This is a genomic window from Paenibacillus terreus (assembly GCF_042138595.1).
In the GTDB taxonomy this organism is placed as follows: Bacteria; Bacillota; Bacilli; order Paenibacillales; family Paenibacillaceae; genus Paenibacillus; species Paenibacillus terreus.
Genome location: NZ_JBHIRX010000022.1, coordinates 53,758 through 70,968, shown reverse-complemented (window position 1 = coordinate 70,968; position 17,211 = coordinate 53,758). Strand labels below are relative to the sequence as shown.

16 protein-coding genes and 1 tRNA gene are annotated in these 17,211 nt (G+C 52.1%); 9 read left to right on the top strand and 8 right to left on the bottom strand.

The genetic code is table 11. The annotated features are described in order from the left end of the window. Nucleotides 1-47: 47 nt before the first annotated feature. The 3 genes from ACE5KN_RS27205 to ACE5KN_RS27195 all read right to left on the bottom strand — a co-directional run bounded on the left by ACE5KN_RS27205 (nt 48) and on the right by ACE5KN_RS27195 (nt 2,678). A complete protein-coding gene (locus tag ACE5KN_RS27205) occupies nt 48-1,403 on the bottom strand; it encodes a dipeptidase (protein ID WP_375524411.1) in 1,356 nt (451 codons plus the stop codon). 167 nt (nt 1,404-1,570) lie between these two features. Next, nucleotides 1,571-1,747, bottom strand: a complete 177-nt coding sequence (locus tag ACE5KN_RS27200; protein ID WP_375524412.1) for a YjfB family protein — start codon at nt 1,745-1,747, stop codon at nt 1,571-1,573. Between the two features lie 52 nt (nt 1,748-1,799). Next, a complete protein-coding gene (locus tag ACE5KN_RS27195) occupies nt 1,800-2,678 on the bottom strand; it encodes a DUF72 domain-containing protein (protein WP_375524432.1) in 879 nt (292 codons plus the stop codon). Nucleotides 2,679-2,901: 223 nt separating this feature from the next. Here ACE5KN_RS27195 and ACE5KN_RS27190 point away from each other — a divergent pair, with 223 nt between their 5' ends. After that, a complete protein-coding gene (locus tag ACE5KN_RS27190; RefSeq protein WP_375524413.1) occupies nt 2,902-3,894 on the top strand; it encodes an MBL fold metallo-hydrolase in 993 nt (330 codons plus the stop codon). A gap of 97 nt (nt 3,895-3,991) precedes the next feature. Here ACE5KN_RS27190 and ACE5KN_RS27185 read toward each other — a convergent pair whose 3' ends face one another. Together ACE5KN_RS27185 and ACE5KN_RS27180 are read right to left on the bottom strand one after the other, a co-directional pair. Then, nucleotides 3,992-4,417 carry a GNAT family N-acetyltransferase gene (locus ACE5KN_RS27185; RefSeq protein ID WP_375524414.1) on the bottom strand — a complete coding sequence of 142 codons (426 nt, stop codon included), beginning with the start codon at nt 4,415-4,417 and terminating at the stop codon, nt 3,992-3,994. Between the two features lie 11 nt (nt 4,418-4,428). After that, complete coding sequence (locus tag ACE5KN_RS27180) at nt 4,429-4,992, bottom strand: phosphatidylglycerophosphatase A family protein (protein WP_375524415.1); 564 nt, start codon at nt 4,990-4,992, stop codon at nt 4,429-4,431. A gap of 194 nt (nt 4,993-5,186) precedes the next feature. On the opposite strand from ACE5KN_RS27180, the gene ACE5KN_RS27175 reads away from it, so the two are divergent. The 3 genes from ACE5KN_RS27175 (at nt 5,187) to ACE5KN_RS27165 (ending at nt 7,743) form a co-directional block, all read left to right on the top strand. After that, nucleotides 5,187-6,248, top strand: coding sequence for a GerMN domain-containing protein (locus tag ACE5KN_RS27175; RefSeq protein WP_375524416.1), 1,062 nt, complete (start codon nt 5,187-5,189; stop codon nt 6,246-6,248). Nucleotides 6,249-6,355: 107 nt separating this feature from the next. Beyond that, entirely contained in the window at nt 6,356-7,114 is a 759-nt protein-coding gene (gene rph / locus ACE5KN_RS27170; RefSeq protein ID WP_375524417.1) for a ribonuclease PH, read from the top strand. Next, entirely contained in the window at nt 7,114-7,743 is a 630-nt protein-coding gene (locus tag ACE5KN_RS27165) for an XTP/dITP diphosphatase (RefSeq protein WP_375524418.1), read from the top strand. Before rph ends, ACE5KN_RS27165 begins: the two co-directional genes overlap by 1 nt. A gap of 60 nt (nt 7,744-7,803) precedes the next feature. On the opposite strand, the gene asnB is transcribed toward ACE5KN_RS27165, so the two are convergent. After that, nucleotides 7,804-9,648: an asparagine synthase (glutamine-hydrolyzing) gene (asnB, locus tag ACE5KN_RS27160; RefSeq protein ID WP_375524419.1), complete on the bottom strand. Its 1,845-nt coding sequence runs from the start codon at nt 9,646-9,648 to the stop codon at nt 7,804-7,806. 228 nt (nt 9,649-9,876) lie between these two features. Between asnB and ACE5KN_RS27155 the strand changes: the two genes are divergently transcribed. Beyond that, complete coding sequence (locus ACE5KN_RS27155) at nt 9,877-10,227, top strand: hypothetical protein (protein ID WP_375524420.1); 351 nt, start codon at nt 9,877-9,879, stop codon at nt 10,225-10,227. A gap of 165 nt (nt 10,228-10,392) precedes the next feature. Here the strand turns inward: ACE5KN_RS27155 and ACE5KN_RS27150 are convergent, their stop codons facing one another. Then, entirely contained in the window at nt 10,393-10,683 is a 291-nt protein-coding gene (locus ACE5KN_RS27150; protein ID WP_375524421.1) for a magnetosome magnetite crystal formation protein family, read from the bottom strand. A 148-nt stretch (nt 10,684-10,831) separates the two neighbouring features. Between ACE5KN_RS27150 and ACE5KN_RS27145 the strand changes: the two genes are divergently transcribed. After that, nucleotides 10,832-10,905 (top strand) — tRNA-Arg (locus ACE5KN_RS27145). 614 nt (nt 10,906-11,519) lie between these two features. On the opposite strand, the gene ACE5KN_RS27140 is transcribed toward ACE5KN_RS27145, so the two are convergent. Next, nucleotides 11,520-13,529 carry a methyl-accepting chemotaxis protein gene (locus tag ACE5KN_RS27140; protein ID WP_375524422.1) on the bottom strand — a complete coding sequence of 670 codons (2,010 nt, stop codon included), beginning with the start codon at nt 13,527-13,529 and terminating at the stop codon, nt 11,520-11,522. A gap of 326 nt (nt 13,530-13,855) precedes the next feature. On the opposite strand from ACE5KN_RS27140, the gene ACE5KN_RS27135 reads away from it, so the two are divergent. From ACE5KN_RS27135 to ACE5KN_RS27125, 3 genes are all read left to right on the top strand, one after another. After that, entirely contained in the window at nt 13,856-15,241 is a 1,386-nt protein-coding gene (locus ACE5KN_RS27135; RefSeq protein ID WP_375533197.1) for a RidA family protein, read from the top strand. 188 nt (nt 15,242-15,429) lie between these two features. After that, on the top strand, nt 15,430-16,200 hold the full coding sequence (locus ACE5KN_RS27130; protein ID WP_375528349.1) for a class I SAM-dependent methyltransferase: 771 nt from the start codon (nt 15,430-15,432) through the stop codon (nt 16,198-16,200). Between the two features lie 67 nt (nt 16,201-16,267). Continuing rightward, a complete protein-coding gene (locus tag ACE5KN_RS27125; protein ID WP_375528348.1) occupies nt 16,268-17,176 on the top strand; it encodes an aldo/keto reductase in 909 nt (302 codons plus the stop codon). Nucleotides 17,177-17,211 lie beyond the last annotated feature (35 nt).

Here is a 17,211-nt window from a genome sequence, read left to right as displayed (position 1 = left end):
GCATCCCACAGCACATCATGCTCAGGGATGCCTTATTTGTACCGGGATTACAGCGCTTTTAAATACTCTACAATCGTCAGCAGGCCTTTATCGAAGTTTTCCAGATGAAAATGCTCGTTTGGCGCATGAAGGTTCTCTTCCGGCAGGCCGAAGCCCATAAGTACGACCGGAGCTGTCAGCACGCGGGAGAAAGTCTCGACAATCGGAATGGAGCCTCCATCTTTGGTGAAGACGGCCCGCGTTCCATATACGCGTTCAAAAGCGTCAGCCGCAGATTGCAGCAGCGGATGGGATGGATCGATGTTAAACGCGTTCGCCTTTTCACCCTGAATCACTTCAAGACGGGCTCCAGGCTGGATATGCTCATGCAGGTGACGCTCGATTTTATCCAGAATATCCTGCGGATTTTGATTGGCTACAAGACGGCATGTAATTTTCGCATGAGCTTCCTTCGGGATGACAGTTTTCGTGCCTTCCCCCTGGAAGCCGCCGTATACACCGTTCAGCTCAAGCGTAGGCCGTGCCCCTACACGTTCCACGAAGCTGTAGTCTCCTTCGCCATAAAGGGTATCAAGCCCGAGATCGGTCCGCAGTTTTTCCTCATTAAGCCCCTGCTTGGTAAATTCCGCCTTCATGGCAGGAGAGAGCGGTTCAACATCATCATAAAAACCCGCTACACTGACCTCTCCTTTGTCATTATGAAGGGAAGCGAGCAGGGACACCATGGCATGCAGCGCGTTGGGCACACCACCTCCGAAGGACCCTGAATGCAAGTCGGTATTTGCCGTATGTACTGCCACTTCAAGCGAGCATAGGCCGCGCAGCCCCGTGCAGATGGCAGGTTTGCCTTTTTCAATCAAGGCGGTATCCGAAATCAGTACCGCATCCGCAGTCAAACGTTCTGCATCGTTAGAAAGGTATGCAAGCAGGTTGGGGCTGGAAATTTCCTCTTCCCCTTCAATGAAGAATTTGATGTTGACCGGAAGCTGCCCCTCCTGGCGCAAAATAGCCTCAACTGCCTTGATATGCATGAAGACCTGACCTTTGTCATCGGTTGCCCCGCGCGCATAAATTTTGTTGTCACGGATCGAAGGCTCGAACGGAGGCGTCTCCCATAGATGAAGCGGGTCCACGGGCTGCACGTCGTAATGTCCGTATACGAGCAGCGTCGGCTTGCCCGGAGCATGCAGATGATCGGCATAAACGAGCGGATGCCCTTTTGTCGGAATAATCTCAACATTCTCCAGACCTGCCTGTGTCAATTTGTCAGCCAGCCAGGAAGCGGCATGGTTAACATCCTCTTTATGCTCCGACAGGGCGGAAATGCTGGGAATGGAAAGCCATTGCTTCAGCTCATCCAGATGTTTTTCCCTGTTTTGTTCAAAATAAACGGAGTAATTCATCGTCGTTATCCTCCTAATATAGTAGTTAAATTATATAGTACTACGTTTTGCGCGGATCGCAAAAACAGGTTACGGAAAATTGGTGCGGGAACATTGGAAAAAGGGGCGGTCCCGGGTTAATAAGATTTTTTGGGACGCCCCTTTGTTCAGGTCATACGGTTTGTTGATCAGACGCGGATGTCCAGCTTGCCGCCCAAATTCGGCTGCACGCTCTTTTCCATCATTTGAATCATGGCCTGTCCCTGGGCTTCAGCCATATCTTTGGACATGCTTAATACCTTGAAGCCTGCATTCAGTTTCAGGCTGCTCTGACTGAGCGCCATAGATGCGGATCCGATATCCATATTCTCCCCTCCTTGGACCGTTCTCATTTTTAATATCGGCAGAAGGGCGGAATTAGAATAATTCAAGCTGCTCCGGGTCCTCGTCAGTGTCCCGGTCCAGACGGGCGGGAAAGGGCTTGGGGTCCATGCCCATCAGCGTCATCAGCTGCTTCGCATTGGCTGCCGCGTCTCCGCCCGAGTTGTTGTTGAAAATGACGCACACCTCTTGGCTCTGGCGGGCAAGCTCTGAAATGATGTCCTTCCACTCCAGCAGCTCCTGCTCGTTATAGCGGTAAAGGTAGCGGATTTCCCGCCAGTTGGGCGCACCGCTCTGATTCCAGCCTTCAAGGTTGCGGCCGTGCATTCTTACAAGGGTCAGGCCTTCATCCGTCGCATGAGGAACGGTTGGCACGGAACCAACACCGGCCTGAGGCTCATCGCATACGCTGTGGATCCAGCCCTCCCGACGCATGAAGCTGAGCGTCCGCTCCCTGAATTCAGGAGCGAACCAGCTTTGATGGCGGAATTCCAGAATGCAGGGAAGCTCCTTCATTCTCTGTTTGGCCGAGCGAAGAATCTGTACATTTTCCCTCGTACAATCAAACCAGGGCGGGAACTGGAACAGAATTCCCTTCAGCTTGCCGGCCCGGGTCAAGGGTTCGACGGAGCCCAGAAACGCGTCGTACATATCCTCCTCAGTCGCAAAAAAGGGGATTTTTCCCCGTGTATGTCCTGTCATGCCCTGATACGCCTTCACGATAAAGGAAAAGTGCTCTGGAGTCTCCTCAGCCCAGCGTTCCATTCGCTCGGCTGGCTGTACCGCGTAAAAAGAGCTGTCCATTTCCACGACGGAAAAGTGGGAGGCATATACGTGCAGCTTGCCCGCAGGTTTGGTGCCGTATGGATACAAATCGTCATGATCTCCCCAGCCCGTAAGTCCGATTCGGATCATTAGCGGATCACTTCCTTCCTGCTGTTCAGGTATACAGTTGGTGCCCAGTCTCTGCTGTCTGCAGTCCAATTGTAGCATGAAAAGGATTGAAATGATGAGCAAAGGCCTTTATCATGAGCGTGTGCACGACTGGCGGAAGGAAATTGCTGTAACTGCGAGAAATACATTGCAGAAAGTTTTCGATATACGATGAGAACCCGATCGTTTTAGGAGGAGAAGATTGATGAAGCTGCCCGAATGGACCCGCTTTGAAGAGGAAGGAATTATTCAGGTGAAAATTACGATGGCCTTTCCGCTGCGGTGGGTTAACAGCTATATTGTGCCCGGGGATGATGGTATAACGGTCGTGGATGCCGGACCGCATTCGCCAGTGGCTGTGGAGAACTGGGAACATGTGCTGAAGGAGCTGAACTGGTCAGCCAAGGATATTACCCGCATCATGATCACCCATCATCATCCTGATCATTATGGATTGGCGGGATGGCTTCAGGAGCGAAGCGGGGCGCCGGTGCTGATGTCAACCAGAAGCCTGCAGGAAGCCCGCTTTATGTGGGGAGAGGAAGGCGGGACAGAGGAAAGGTTTGTCCGTTTTTTTCAAGCCCATGGACTGCCCCGGGAGCTGTCGGAGCCGATGCGTGAGCATCTGCTCGGAGCGTACAGAGATGTTCTGCCCCAGCCGGCAGTTACCTGTGTGAATGAAGGGGACAGCTTCGAAATGGGAGGCAGGGCGTGGGAGCTGATCATGACAGGCGGCCATGCGCCTGGCCATCTGTCGCTGTATCAGTGTGACAGGGAGATTATATTGTGCGGTGACGCCGTGCTGCCGCAAATTTCTCCCAATGTAAGCCTGCTGCCGGGCAGCGACGCGCACCCCCTTGCAGCTTACATGGACGGTTTGCAGAAGCTTGGACAATATGAGGTGCGTCAAGCCTTCCCAGGGCACCGTCATCCGTTCGGCCATTTCAGGGACCGTACTGTTCATCTGCTTGAGCATCATGAAGAAAGGCTGAACCGGTTTGCACAGCTGCTGGATGAAAAGCCGCGCAGCGCTTATGAGCTGTGCCTTGCCATGTTCGGGGACAAGCTTACGGTCCATCAGCTGCGTTTTGCGCTCTCTGAAACGCTGGCTCACCTTGACGAACTGATGGCAAGGGGGCAGGTTGAAGAGCAGGCAGGCACACTAACCACAGCATATGCTGCCATTTCTAACCGATAGAGCTAGGTTAAAGTGCAACGGAAGCAGAAGAGGCTCAAGCCAATTGTGCAGGATTGACTTGAGCTGAGGCTCTCACTGTATGATTTTCCGCTTAAGCCTATACGGACTTCGAGTAGACATAAAAGCCGCTGCGCTGCTCCCAGCCATTTGCTGACCAGAAGCGCTTGCCCGTTTCATTGTCGCTGATGACGAAAATGTGGCACTTATCTATTCCTTCCTGCCTCAGGGCCTCCAGCGCATATTCAACAAGCTGGCTTGCAATGCCGCGGCCGCGGTAAGCCGGGTCCACCGCCAGGTGGTACATATATCCCCTGCGGCCGTCATGGCCGGACAGAAGTGTGCCTGCAATGCGTCCCTCCATAGCGCATACGAAGCTGAGTCCGCGGTTCCGCTCCAGGTACCGCCCGAGCTGCTCGGGGGAATCCGCTTCGCTGACAGCCAGGCCCTCCACGCTGTGCCAGAGCTCCAGCGCCTCTTCATAATCATCCATGGACATGCTGCGAATTTGAATTTCCTCTCCCATCGGTTTCCTCCTCAATCGGGGGCACTGCCGTCCCCGACGCTTTCTTCTCCCAAAGCCTTCTCCCTTTCAGCCTGCTTGCGGTGGGCAATACGGCTGCTGGCGGAGGCGGCGACTGCACCTACGATATCGTCCAGGAAGGTATGGATCGGTTCGTCGTTCTTGTCGTTCAGCCTTTCAAGCACACCCGGCTTCAACTTATCCACATAGCCGTAGTTGGTAAAACCGATACTCCCGTAAACGTTCACGATTGAGAAAGCCAGGATTTCATCAACCCCGTACAAGCTCTCATCATTCTCTATCATTTCCTGCAGCGGTGAAATCAGCGCGCCCTGCTCAGCAAGAATATCCAGCTGAATTCCGGTAAGGACCGCATTTTGCACCTCCCGCTTGCTGAGCACCTTCTCAACGTTATGGACACACTCTTCCATCGTGAGGTCCGGGTAATATTTCTTCTGCAGCAGCATGACCAGCTCTGCGATCTCGTCAACGGTTACGCCGCGTTTATGCAGCCACTCTTTAGTAGCGTCCGCGACTTTTTTGCTGTTCAGGCTATAGGGGATTTTCTCGGGATTCAACTTTATCACCTCTCGCTATGATGTCTTGTACAGTATAACCAATCCTCCCATGATTCCCTTGCCGCTGATCCGGTACAGTCAAATTTCTTCCTTGAATGTACACCGATAGATATTTTTCTTACGCATGTTTTGCGGAGGGGCTCGTATACATATTAGTACAAACTGAACAAAATTGTTAGGAAGGAGCTTCAACGATGAGGGGTAAACCATCATGGCGGACAGGATCCGCCGTCTGTATCCTGTCGTCTGTGCTGCTGCTGAGCGCTTGCGGGGATTGGAGCACAGGTGCGGAGCCTATCGATCCGCCTCCTGCTGCCGTGGAAGAGGCCATGCTCGCAGCGGCGGAATCCCACGGGAAAGAGGCTGTTGCAGGAACAAAGCTTGAGGAAGTTTACCTTCAGGACAACAATGGATTCCTGGTGCCGGTGTCGCTCCCTGTTCCGGGAGGCACGGCTGAGGTCAACGCCAAAGCGTCTCTTGAAATGCTGGTTAACGGCGGACCCTATGCAGGAACCCTTCCCGACGGTTTTGCGGGCGTTCTTCCACAGGGGACCGAAGTGCAGAGCGTAACCATTGACAAGAATGGAAAGCTGGCCGTCGTCGAATTTACAAAGCCTTTTACGGAATATAAGAAAGCGGATGAACGAAAAATTGTAGAGGCCGTGACATGGACGCTGACGGAACAGCCCGATATACAAAATGTGCAAATTTGGGTGGACGGACAGAAGCTGAGCGAGATGCCGAAGGGCGGAATGCCGCTGGACCATCTCCTGACGCGGGGAATTGGTATTAACCTGCAACTGGGACAGGGGGCTTCCTATACATCCTCCAGGCCTGTTACGGTATATTTCTCGGCCTCTTCTCCCGCTGGCATTCAGTATTACGTTCCTGTGACGAGACTTGTCCCGCCTGGCGAGGATAAGATGAAGGCCTCTCTGGAAGAACTGATCCGCGGCCCGCGGCCGGAGGATGGTCTGAATCAGGTGATGACTTCGGAGACGGTGCTTAAATCCGTGGAGCAATCTCCGGAAGGTATTGTAAAAGTATCTATGGATGATAATATGTTCGCCCAAGGCGAGGTGGTGCCTGCCGAATTTTTACAGTCTGTCGTCCTGACGGCCTCCGAAAATGCGGGCAATAGCTCCGCCAAAGTACAAATTGTGCTGAACGGAGAAACCAACGTGCTGGGCGAGGACAATATAAACTATGGCAAACCAGCGGCCAAACCGCAGCATCTCAACGAAATTCCCATTTGATCGCACCGCATATTCATCATCCAGTGGCATTTGTTTTTGGATTTTTCAAAACTCCTCTGGTAAAATAGGGTGAACATACAGGACGCATTTACGTAGGAGGCACTTACATGAGAGCTAACGGCCGGAACGGCGATGAGCTGCGCCCGATGAATTTGACAACGGGTGTTAATAAATATGCGGAAGGCTCCGTCTTCATTGAAGTCGGGGACACCAAGGTAATCTGCACCGCGAGTGTGGAAGAAAGGGTCCCGCCCTTCATGAAAGGCCAGGGCAGGGGCTGGGTAACCGCAGAGTATTCCATGCTGCCGCGGGCGACCCATACCCGCAACCAGAGAGAAGCGGCCCGCGGCAAGCTGGGTGGCCGAACGATGGAAATCCAGCGGCTGATCGGCAGAGCGCTCCGTTCGGTGGTTGATCTGCATGCGCTGGGTGAGCGGACGGTCACCCTGGATTGTGACGTGATTCAGGCGGACGGTGGAACACGGACCACTTCGATCACTGGCTCATTTGTAGCCATGGCGATCGCCATCAATAAAATTGCCGAGCAGCACAAGCTGCAGCGCTTCCCCATCACGGATTTTCTGGCGTCCGTCAGTGTGGGCGTGGTAGGCGGGCAGCCGCTGCTTGATTTGAACTATGAAGAGGATTCAAAAGCCAAGGTAGATATGAATTTGGTCATGACAGGCGGCGGAAAATTTGTCGAGCTTCAGGGGACCGGAGAGGAAAGTCCTTTTGACCGCAAGGAGCTTGACCTGATGCTTTCGCTTGGCGAGCAGGGTATCCTGCAAATGATTGAGCGGCAAAAGGAAGTGCTTGGACCGATCGCGCTCAAGATTGGCACAGGCCAGGCGGGGGTGCGGGCCTGATGCGGCTTGAGCAGTCGGTGATCGTAGTAGCCACCAAAAATAAAGGCAAAATCCGTGAATTCGCACATGCTTTTGCACCCTTTGGCAAGCAGGTCAAAAGCATGTACGACTATCCGGAGCTGCCGGATATTGTTGAAGACGGGAAAACCTTTGCGGAGAATGCTTTCAAGAAGGCCAAGGCTGTTGGAGATGCGCTCAGGCTGCCTGTGCTTGCGGACGATTCGGGCCTGTGCGTGGACGCGCTGAACGGGGAGCCTGGCGTCTATTCGGCACGCTTTGCCGGCGAAGGCGCCAGCGACCAGGAAAACAACCTCAAGCTGCTGGATATGCTTGAATCCAGGCAGCTCGGGGATGATACGGAGCAGCCGCTGCTGAGTCCCGCCCGTTTTGTGTGCGCCTTGATATTGTACGATCCTGCGTCAGGAGAGACTCTTGAAGCGGAAGGCAGCGTCGAAGGGTGGATCACCTCGGACACCGCCGGCAGCGGCGGTTTTGGCTACGATCCGCTGTTCTATTTGGCGGAGTATGGTAAAACGATGGCAGAGCTGACGCTGGAGGAGAAGCAGGCGATCAGCCATCGCGGAGCGGCGCTGCGGCAGCTGGCTGCCAAGCTTGAGAAGCAGTTGTAGCTTTGAATACACGAGTGTAACCCGGCTCCATGAACAGGAGCCGGGTTTTTCGCATGTAAATCAGCGGATCGCCACACGATAGGTTTTCAGCCAATGATTCACCTGCACGAGATAGGCGAACAGCTGCGGACCTGACATCAGCTGACCGAACCACGGCAGATTCGAAGAAGCGTCAGGCGAGTCGGCAATCTCCCGGATGCGCTTGGCATCAATCAAGGAGAGGATGGGGGAGGAGGAATCGGCAAGCATGTCGAGCGCCTGCTGCCTCACGGTATGAAGATAAGCCGGATTATGGGTTTTCGGATAAGGGCTCTTTTTGCGGTAAAGCACGTCATCCGGCAAAACACCTTCCAGCGCCTTGCGCAGGAGGCCCTTCTCACGTCCTCCGGTGATTTTGATTTCCCACGGAATGTTCCATACATATTGCACGAGGCGGTGATCACAGTACGGAACTCGGACTTCCAGTCCCACGCCCATGCTCATTCGGTCTTTGCGGTCAAGCAGTGTAGGCATGAATCGTGTGATGTTCAGATATGACATGACTCTCATTTGGGCCGCCTTGCCCGTTTCACCCGCCAATTTCGGCACCTCGCCGACAGCTTCGGCATAGCGGTCATTCAGGTACTCGATCGGCCTGATCCATTCCCTGACTTCAGGATTCAGCAGGCTTGCGCGCAGCTCCGGTGCCACAGCCCATGGAAAAGTTCCGGAGTCCAGCATTTCGTCCCGGTGGAACCATGGATATCCCCCGAACACCTCGTCGGCTGCTTCCCCGGAGATCGCGACGGTTGCATGTTTTTTAATCTCCTGGCAGAACAGATAGAGCGAGGAATCCACATCCGTCATTCCCGGCAGATCACGCGCTTCGGTCGATGCATTAAGTGCTTCAACCACTTCGTGCGTATCAAACTCGATCCAATGGTGGTTGGTGCCAAGCTCATCCACCATGCGTCTGATCCACGGTCCGTCAGCTCCAGGCTGGAAGGAGTGCTCCTTGAAATGCTTGTCATTATCGACATAGTCCACAGAGAATGTATCGATGATCCCTTGCTCTGTCCTTGTATAGTAGCTGACGGCAAGGGCGGATAATGCGCTCGAATCAAGCCCGCCTGACAGCAGGGAGCACACGGGCACGTCGGAGGCGAGCTGGCGCTCAAGCGTATCCTGCAGCAGCTCTCGTACCCGGAGAGCGGTCTGTTCGGTATCATCTTCATGCGGGATGCTTTCCAGCTTCCAGAAGGCGCGGATTTTCGTTCCGCTTCGGTCATGAATCAGCGTATGCCCAGGACGAAGCTCACGGATGGAGGCGTAAACTCCGTGCCCGGGAGTACGCGCCGGCCCGATGATGAAGATCTCGGCAAGGCCGTCCGCATGCACGACAGGCTCAACTTCGGGATGCTTGAGCAGCGCTTTGGGCTCGGAGCCAAAGATGAGTCCGTCCTGGATTTCACTGTAAAAAAGCGGCTTGACCCCCAGACGGTCTCTTGCCATGAAAACATGCTGCCTTTTTTCATCCCACACCGCAAAAGCAAAAATGCCGTTCAGCCTGTCGACACAATCCGGGCCCCATTCGATATAGGAAGCAAGCAGCACCTCCGTGTCGCATTTGGTTAAAAAGACGTGTCCCCGCTGCTGAAGCTCTGTTTTCAGCTCGGGAGCATTGTACAGCTCCCCGTTATATACCAGCGTATAAGTATAGTCATCCCGATGGCGGATCATGGGCTGAGCCCCATTCTCGGGATCCATGACACTGAGACGGCGATGTCCAAAGGCGCACGGATTGGATATCCACGTTCCCGCCGCATCCGGCCCCCGATGGGACAACGTACGCGTCATGTCGGACAGCAGCTCCGATTGTACCGTTAAATCCTTATTCCACTGTATAAATCCAGTAATTCCGCACATGTAGGTTCATCCCTTCCTTGTCTTCCTGCTCTCGCTAGGGAGTTCATCCCCGGCCGTAAAAGTATAAACAAACATATGCCGGATGAGGGCATAAAATGTCTGTCCTTACCGAAAACTACGAACATAGAAAGGCTGGCGGCTGACACGGACGAGCCCATGCTTCCGAAGTGAGTTTTGTACGAAGTCGATTTAAGAAGTAACGCTCACAAAACTTTTAGGAGGATGTGTATGTATACGATTAAAGATGTAAAAATCCGGAGATTTACTGAGATTGACGGTGTGCGCTGCGCGGAAATCGAGGTGAATTCGGCAAGTGTGGATGATACAGGGCTGCTTGTATATCTTGCTCCTGCCGAAGGAGAGCATGGCTACAGGATGCTGCGCATGATCCGCAATGACGCGGATATGGAGCTCGACTGGTACGACAACAATCTTCATTCCGCTTTCGAGGAAGTGACGGATGTCGTATTCCGCGATGCTAACGGGAAGGATTTGCACGAGAAGCGGGGACGATTCACACGCGAGCTGCTATCCCATGGCAAGGTGGACAGCGAGCTGGCGGCAGAGTTTGCGAAATGAAGCTGCCATGCTGCAGTATGCTTCGACTGGTGATTCTGATCCGCCGCAATCCGCTGCGGTTCATGAAGGGCGGATCCCGTGATTCGGGCGGGAGTGCAGGGTAAAAAGCAAAATGCCCCAAAAGCAGCGGTTTGATGGCCCGGTTTTGGGGCATTTTCCATAAAATCAAGCATATTCACGCAATGACTGAATGCCCTTGTAGATGTTGTATACAAACACCACAAGATAGACTATGCCAAACAGAAGGAGAAAGGTGACAAATAACCCCGGCCTTTGTGAAACAAGCGAGTAAAGCAGCGGGATGACGGTCAGCACGGGAAAGAAATGCGAGAGAAGCGCGCGCTTGGCGTGACTTTGCACGTAGCTATCCCTGACCGCGATCCATACGATGACCGGAAACAGGAAGGGGGCGAAAAAAATGCTGAAATAACAGAGCGAGGATAAAAGGTTCCTCATGGCAGACACTCCTTTCGTTTCCATACTTACGATATAACCAGGTGTAGTGTTGCAGAATCCCGGCGAAAGATTAATTTCAAAAAAACTCTTCCCATACCACCATAAAATATGTTATACTCATTAATGCGCTGTCATACATAACCTTTAAGTCCCAGTAGCTCAGCTGGATAGAGCAACGGCCTTCTAAGCCGTCGGTCGGGGGTTCGAATCCCTCCTGGGACGTAAAAAAAAGAGGAACTTCCATCAGGAAGTTTCTCTTTTTACGTCCGGGGATGAGAACCCCCAGGGGTTCGTCGGAGCATAAGCATCGGTAGGAATACATCGCAGTCGGCCCTGAAAGGGCCGTACCCCGACTGGGACGCAAGAAGCTTCCCTCCGGGGAGTTTTTTTACGTCTAGGGGATGAGAACCCCCTCAGGGTTCGTCGGAGCATAAGCATCGGATGATTCGGACCGTTGACTCTTTCGTAAGACAACTTGTAGCTCCGATCCTTTCGGATTTCCACAAAGGCTCCGGTTTTCGAGCAGATTTTGCGCCTGCAGGAAACCTAACGGGTGCAGCAGCTGCTATTTTACAAAAAAAGACCTTTTCAAACTTCTTACGGTTGTGACCGACGTTATTTGCCTAAATCCAAGCGAAAATGCCCCGATCAAGTGAAATAAGCGACATGGCAACCGCTAGAATTTGAAATCAACGTTTTTGGAACCAATAGCGGCTGTGGCAACCGTTAGAATAGTTTAGAAATATGCCTTGCTAAAAAAGCCACGGCTCTGCTGTTTCAGCAGCACCGTGGCTTTGCTCATTTTTTGCCGTATATCGGCTGTATCCCTTGTCAAATCATACCTTGAATTTGCCGATGATTTCCTGCAGCTCCTGCGCCATCTTGCTGAGCGCTTCTGCGGACGCTGACACCTCTTCCATGGAGGCGCTCTGCTGCTCCGTTGAAGCCGCTACATTTTGCGTATTTCCGGCGGACTGCTGCGCAATGCTGGCTACGTCCTCAGCCAGATTGCTCATATTCTGGGTGCTTGCATTCACCTGCTCCACGATGGAGGATACATCCAGGGACTCCGCGGCTACCTGCTCAATGGAAGACACGATATCATTGAAGGCTATGCCGGTCAAGCTAACCATATCAATCCCTTTTTGCACAACATCAGTTCCCTCGTTCATGGATTGAACCGCTTTTTCAGCCTCGGATTGGACCTCTTGAATCAGGCCGCGGATTTGGCCTGCCGCCGTTCCGGTTTGTTCTGCAAGCTTTCTGACTTCATCGGCAACGACTGCAAAGCCTTTGCCATTCTCCCCGGCTCTTGCGGCTTCAATGGCTGCGTTCAAAGCCAGGAGGTTCGTTTGGCTCGCAATCTCCGTAATCAGGCCTACAATATTGCCGATTTCCTGCGTTTTGTCTCCCAGGGCATGAACGACGCCGGCTGTATGGCTGACGGTATTGTGGATCGTATTCATTTGTTCAACGGTTTGAATGACTACGTTGTTGCCGTTCAGAGCCTTTTTATTCGCCTCGACAGTTAATTGGGAAACCGATTGAATCGATTCGGAGGCCCGTTCCATACCGCTGGATATTTCGGAAGCGGCCTGGGCGAAATCAAGCGCGCTTTTCACCTGATTTTCAGCACCAGAGGCAATTTCCTGTATAGATGCGGAAATATGCTCAGCGGTGACACGGGTCTGCTCGGAGCTGGCCGACAGTTCCTCGGAAGTCTGCGTTACCTGCTCGGTATTTACGCTCACCTGTTTGATCAGATGACGCAGATTGGCAGTCATCTGGTTCACAGAGGAAGAGAGATGGCCAAGCTCGTCTTTTGACAGGATGGAAACTTCCTCCGTCAAATCACCGTCGGCAATTTTCTTCGTCACATGCATCAGTTTTTTCAACGGCGAATTAATGGAACGGATGACCCACCAGACAATCAGCATGCCCAGAAGTACGGCCACAACAATTACGATGGTGGTTGTAATCAGGATGCCCCGGCTGGCCTTTAATACCTCATCCAGATCAATCGTTCCGACAATGGTCCAGCCTGTTTGTTCATTGGTTGAGTATACTGCGATTTTTTGCTTGCCGCCGGCTTCGTAATTACTGGTCCCCGCGGGCTGTTTTCCAAGATCAGCAACAAAAGCTGCCGTTTCTTCCGTTCCCGCCGCAGCTGTCGGATGTGTCAAATATTTATGCTCCTGGTCCAGGATAGCGACATAACCGGTTTCCCCGACCTTAATGGCGTTAACCTCTTTAGCAAGATTGCTCAGGCTCAGTACAACGCTGACCACTCCTGATCCGTCCTCAGTCGCTTTGGAGGGAACGACGATAACCTTGCCGTCCTGGCTGATAATCGGGCTGTTTACGAATGATTGTCCTTTATTTTGAATAGCGTTGCTGTACCACGCGCGTTCCCTCGGGTCAAAGCCTTCCGCGAAGGTCTGCTGGGGAGAATTCAGAAGCACGCCGTCCGTTGTTGCAAACTGGACATGGTCGTACTCCGCTTTCACCGCTTTAATAGGATCCAGAATACGTCTCAGCTCAGGGCTTTCCGGACCGTCAACCATGCCGGCATTTACAGTGGCTGCGAGATAGTCCAAATCATTAAAGCTTGTTGTAATCAAACCGGAAACCTGCTTGTTTACAGATTCAACCGTTTGCTGGGTATTGCTCAAAATTTGTGCTGTTATATCGTCTTTGGCCGTTTGATAAGATAACCAGCCCAGAATTGCGGGTGGCAGAAGCAGAATAGCCACAAATGCTATGCGCAGACGGCCATTAATGGTCAAGTGCGTAAAATTTTTTAGCTGTATTGACGGTTTATTAGGCAGTTTTAACTTCGCTTTCATTTCATTTCCCCCTGCATTTTGATCTTCCCTCTCTGCTGTGTCCGTTAACATCGGATAAATGCCGAAATTGCCAACCTTGTTTATTTGTCGGATGACACCCGTCAATATTTTAGCTTTTTCGACAAAAAAATATATATAAAGTCCTACTCTTTAGAGATTCAGTGTGAAAAAGATATAGTTACAAAGGCGTGACAAAAGGTTTTTTTTACTCTTTAACCTAGTTATACATAGGCCTATAGATATATTTTGAAATTGACAGAGTGCATATTTATGGTATATTGGTTGGATACGGATTATCACATTACGACTTAGGGGTGTTAGACTGCATGAAGAATTTCTTACGAACTGGGAAAAAAACGTCCCGAGCACTGCTCAGCCTGCTTGCTGTTCAGGTATTGACTGCAGCCATCAGTGCGGAAGCCTTAGCTGCCAAGCCGGAGTCTGTATCGCCTAATGGGGTAAAAACATTGTCTCCGGAAGGTGGCATTCAATCGACAGGCCCTTGGGATTTGGGAACTCGTGCCGGTGATTATGTTTATGTGGCGGGGATGCGGGGAATCGATCCTGCTACGAATAAACTGGTCGCAGACGAGGAAGGACGAATCCGTCAGGCCTTCATGAACATGAAGCTGGTGGCGGAGTCGGAAGGAGCTTCATTGCAGGATGCTACCCGTCTGGTTGTATACGTAACGGATATGTACAGATATCGTCCCATCGTGAACAAGGTCCAGGAAGAGCTGTGGGGAGAAGGGCCATACCCGCCGCGTACGATCATCGAAGTGGATCGCCTGAACCAGGATGATATCGTGGAGGTGGAAGGCACCTTCTATGCGCCGAAGAATAAAGCTGCCGCTACCAAAAAAGACAGCAATGTGTCTCCAAACGGGGTGAAAACATTGTCTCCTGAGGGAGGCATCCAATCGACCGGACCATGGGATTTGGGAACTCGTGCAGGTGACAATATTTATGTGGCGGGTATGCGGGGAATCGATCCTGCTACGAATAAACTGGTGGCAGATGAGGAAGGACGAATCCGTCAGGCCTTCATGAACATGAAGCTGGTGGCGGAGTCGGAAGGAGCTTCATTGCAGGATGCCACCCGTCTGGTTGTATACGTAACGGATATGTACAGATATCGTCCCATCGTGAACAAGGTCCAGGAAGAGCTGTGGGGAGAAGGGCCATACCCGCCGCGTACGATCATCGAAGTGGATCGCCTGAACCAGGATGATATCGTGGAGGTGGAAGGCACCTTCTATGCGCCGAAGAATAAAGCTGCCGCTACCAAAAAAGACAGCAATGTGTCTCCAAACGGGGTGAAAACATTGTCTCCTGAGGGAGGCATCCAATCGACCGGACCATGGGATTTGGGAACTCGTGCAGGTGACAATATTTATGTGGCGGGGATGCGGGGAATCGATCCTGCAACCAACACGCTTGTTGCCGATGAAGAAGGGCGAATCCGCCAGGCCTTCATGAACATGAAGCTGGTGGCGGAGTCGGAAGGAGCTTCATTGCAAGATGCTACTCGTCTGGTTGTCTATGTAACGGATATGTACAGATATCGTCCCATCGTGAACAAAGTTCAGGAAGAGCTGTGGGGAGAAGGGCCATACCCGCCGCGTACGATTATCGAAGTGGATCGTCTGAACCAGGATGATATTGTGGAGGTGGAAGGCACTTTCCATGCGGCAGTAAAAGGGAATAAATAATTAACCCATTGAAATCTAGGAACAAGCAGGAGCTCTCGACAGAGGGCTCTTTTTTAGGGCTTTTTAGGCGGGCGACTAACTCCCCTATAGATATATCCTATCGAGTTTATTTATTTTATATATTTTTGCAATCAAAAGAAGCATGACATAATTAAGGATAGCAGGACACTTATGGAGGAGGGTTTTGGATGACATCGAATGTGTGGCAGCCGGATTTTTACGATACTAAGCTTGGATTTGTGGCCCAATACGGAAAAGAGGTTGTGAAGCTGCTTGCTTCCGAGCCGGGAGAGCGAATTTTGGATCTGGGCTGCGGAACCGGGGAGCTGAGCAATGAAATTGCCGGTCGAGGAGTGAAGGTCATTGGACTGGATTATTCATCAGAAATGATTGCTAAGGCGAAGGCCAAATACCCTGCATTGGACTTTGTCGTGGGTCATGCGCAAAATTTTACATTTGATGAACCGTTTGATGCGGTATTTTCCAATGCTGCTCTGCATTGGGTGCCGGAGGCGGAGGAGACGGCGGCATGTATATGGAATGCGTTAAAGCCGGGCGGGCGGTTTGTGGCTGAATTTGGTGGCAAGGGGAATGTTGGAGAAATTGTAAAAGCGATATCCGAGGTAATCACCGATGATTTCGGCAGGGACGCTGACAAACTTAACCCCTGGTACTTCCCCACCATCGGCGAGTATGCCTCTTTGCTGGAGCGCCAGGGCTTCCGTGTACTGTTTGCTTCGCATTTTGATCGCCCGACTCCGTTAGCGGATGGGGAACACGGGATTTTTCACTGGCTGGCCGGATTTGCCGGAAACTCGTTTCTAGCTTCTTTCGGGGAAGACGAAAAACAGCATATCTATGAAAAGATCGCTGAACGTGCCAAACAGAGCCTGTTTCAGGAGGGTGTATGGATCGCAGACTACAAACGAATCAGAATAGCCGCAGTAAAGCCAGCCTAATTTGCCCAAAAGCCGGATGTTTGGTTAATATGGAGTTGAAATACATATCTGAAAGGAGTGCATATCGGTGAAATTCAGAAAGTTAGGGAGAACCGGGCTGGAAGTGTCGGTCGTCGGTGTAGGGACCTGGCAGTTCGGGGGAGAATGGGGCCTGAATTATACCCAGGCTGAAGCTGATGCGATCTTGGATAAGGCGGCTGAACTTCATATCAATCTGATCGACACGGCGGAATGTTACGGGGATCATTTGTCGGAATCGTTTATCGGGGATTACCTCAGCAGACGCAAACGGGAAGACTGGATTGTGGCGACCAAGTTTGGGCACCAATTTCACGACCTGTTCTCTCGGACGGATGCCTTTAAGCCGGAGGAAGTACTGGCTCAACTGGACGCATCGCTGAAAGCGCTCCGTACGGATTATGTGGATCTGTATCAGTTTCACTCGGGTCCCGACCAGGTTTTCGATAATGATGACTTGTGGACGCTGCTGGATAAGCAGGTTCAGGCCGGGAAAATCAGACATCTGGGCATTTCCATTGGAAGCAACGACAATCTCCATCAGACAGCGCAGGCGACCAAGGTCAATGCGGACGTGATCCAGGTGGTGTACAACCGATTGGACCGGGTACCGGAGCAGCGGGTTTTTCCTTCCTGTGAGGAGCAAAATCTCGGTGTCCTGGCACGTGTGCCGCTTGCGAGCGGATACTTAAGCGGAAAATACAAGCCAGGCGCTGAGTTTCAGCAAAATGATGTGCGGAACAATCATGATGCGGAGCAGCGTAATGAAAAGCTGAAACTCGTGGAGGAGATCCGGCGGAACGAGGTACCGGAAGGCGTGCCGATGGCCGAGTGGGCCTTGGCCTGGTGTCTGCAGCACCCTGCCGTTACGAGTGTTATCCCGGGATGCAAAACTCCCGAGCAGGTTGAATCGAATGCACGAGCGGCTGACCTGGAGCTGTCGGTTGAAAAGGCTTGACAATGTGATGCGGTCTAATGTAATTTTATAGAAAA

What these genes read in the sequence shown, in the direction of transcription:
- ACE5KN_RS27165 (WP_375524418.1), top strand. Translation starts at nt 7,114, where the DNA reads ATGCGGCTTGAGCAGTCGGTGATCGTAGTAGCCACCAAAAATAAAGGC.
- ACE5KN_RS27135 (WP_375533197.1), top strand. Translation starts at nt 13,856, where the DNA reads ATGAAGAATTTCTTACGAACTGGGAAAAAAACGTCCCGAGCACTGCTC.
- ACE5KN_RS27140 (WP_375524422.1), bottom strand. Translation starts at nt 13,529, where the DNA reads ATGAAAGCGAAGTTAAAACTGCCTAATAAACCGTCAATACAGCTAAAA.
- ACE5KN_RS27130 (WP_375528349.1), top strand. Translation starts at nt 15,430, where the DNA reads ATGACATCGAATGTGTGGCAGCCGGATTTTTACGATACTAAGCTTGGA.
- asnB (WP_375524419.1), bottom strand. Translation starts at nt 9,648, where the DNA reads ATGTGCGGAATTACTGGATTTATACAGTGGAATAAGGATTTAACGGTA.
- ACE5KN_RS27185 (WP_375524414.1), bottom strand. Translation starts at nt 4,417, where the DNA reads ATGGGAGAGGAAATTCAAATTCGCAGCATGTCCATGGATGATTATGAA.
- ACE5KN_RS27195 (WP_375524432.1), bottom strand. Translation starts at nt 2,678, where the DNA reads ATGATCCGAATCGGACTTACGGGCTGGGGAGATCATGACGATTTGTAT.
- ACE5KN_RS27200 (WP_375524412.1), bottom strand. Translation starts at nt 1,747, where the DNA reads ATGGATATCGGATCCGCATCTATGGCGCTCAGTCAGAGCAGCCTGAAA.
- ACE5KN_RS27150 (WP_375524421.1), bottom strand. Translation starts at nt 10,683, where the DNA reads ATGAGGAACCTTTTATCCTCGCTCTGTTATTTCAGCATTTTTTTCGCC.
- ACE5KN_RS27205 (WP_375524411.1), bottom strand. Translation starts at nt 1,403, where the DNA reads ATGAATTACTCCGTTTATTTTGAACAAAACAGGGAAAAACATCTGGAT.
- ACE5KN_RS27190 (WP_375524413.1), top strand. Translation starts at nt 2,902, where the DNA reads ATGAAGCTGCCCGAATGGACCCGCTTTGAAGAGGAAGGAATTATTCAG.
- rph (WP_375524417.1), top strand. Translation starts at nt 6,356, where the DNA reads ATGAGAGCTAACGGCCGGAACGGCGATGAGCTGCGCCCGATGAATTTG.
- ACE5KN_RS27155 (WP_375524420.1), top strand. Translation starts at nt 9,877, where the DNA reads ATGTATACGATTAAAGATGTAAAAATCCGGAGATTTACTGAGATTGAC.
- ACE5KN_RS27175 (WP_375524416.1), top strand. Translation starts at nt 5,187, where the DNA reads ATGAGGGGTAAACCATCATGGCGGACAGGATCCGCCGTCTGTATCCTG.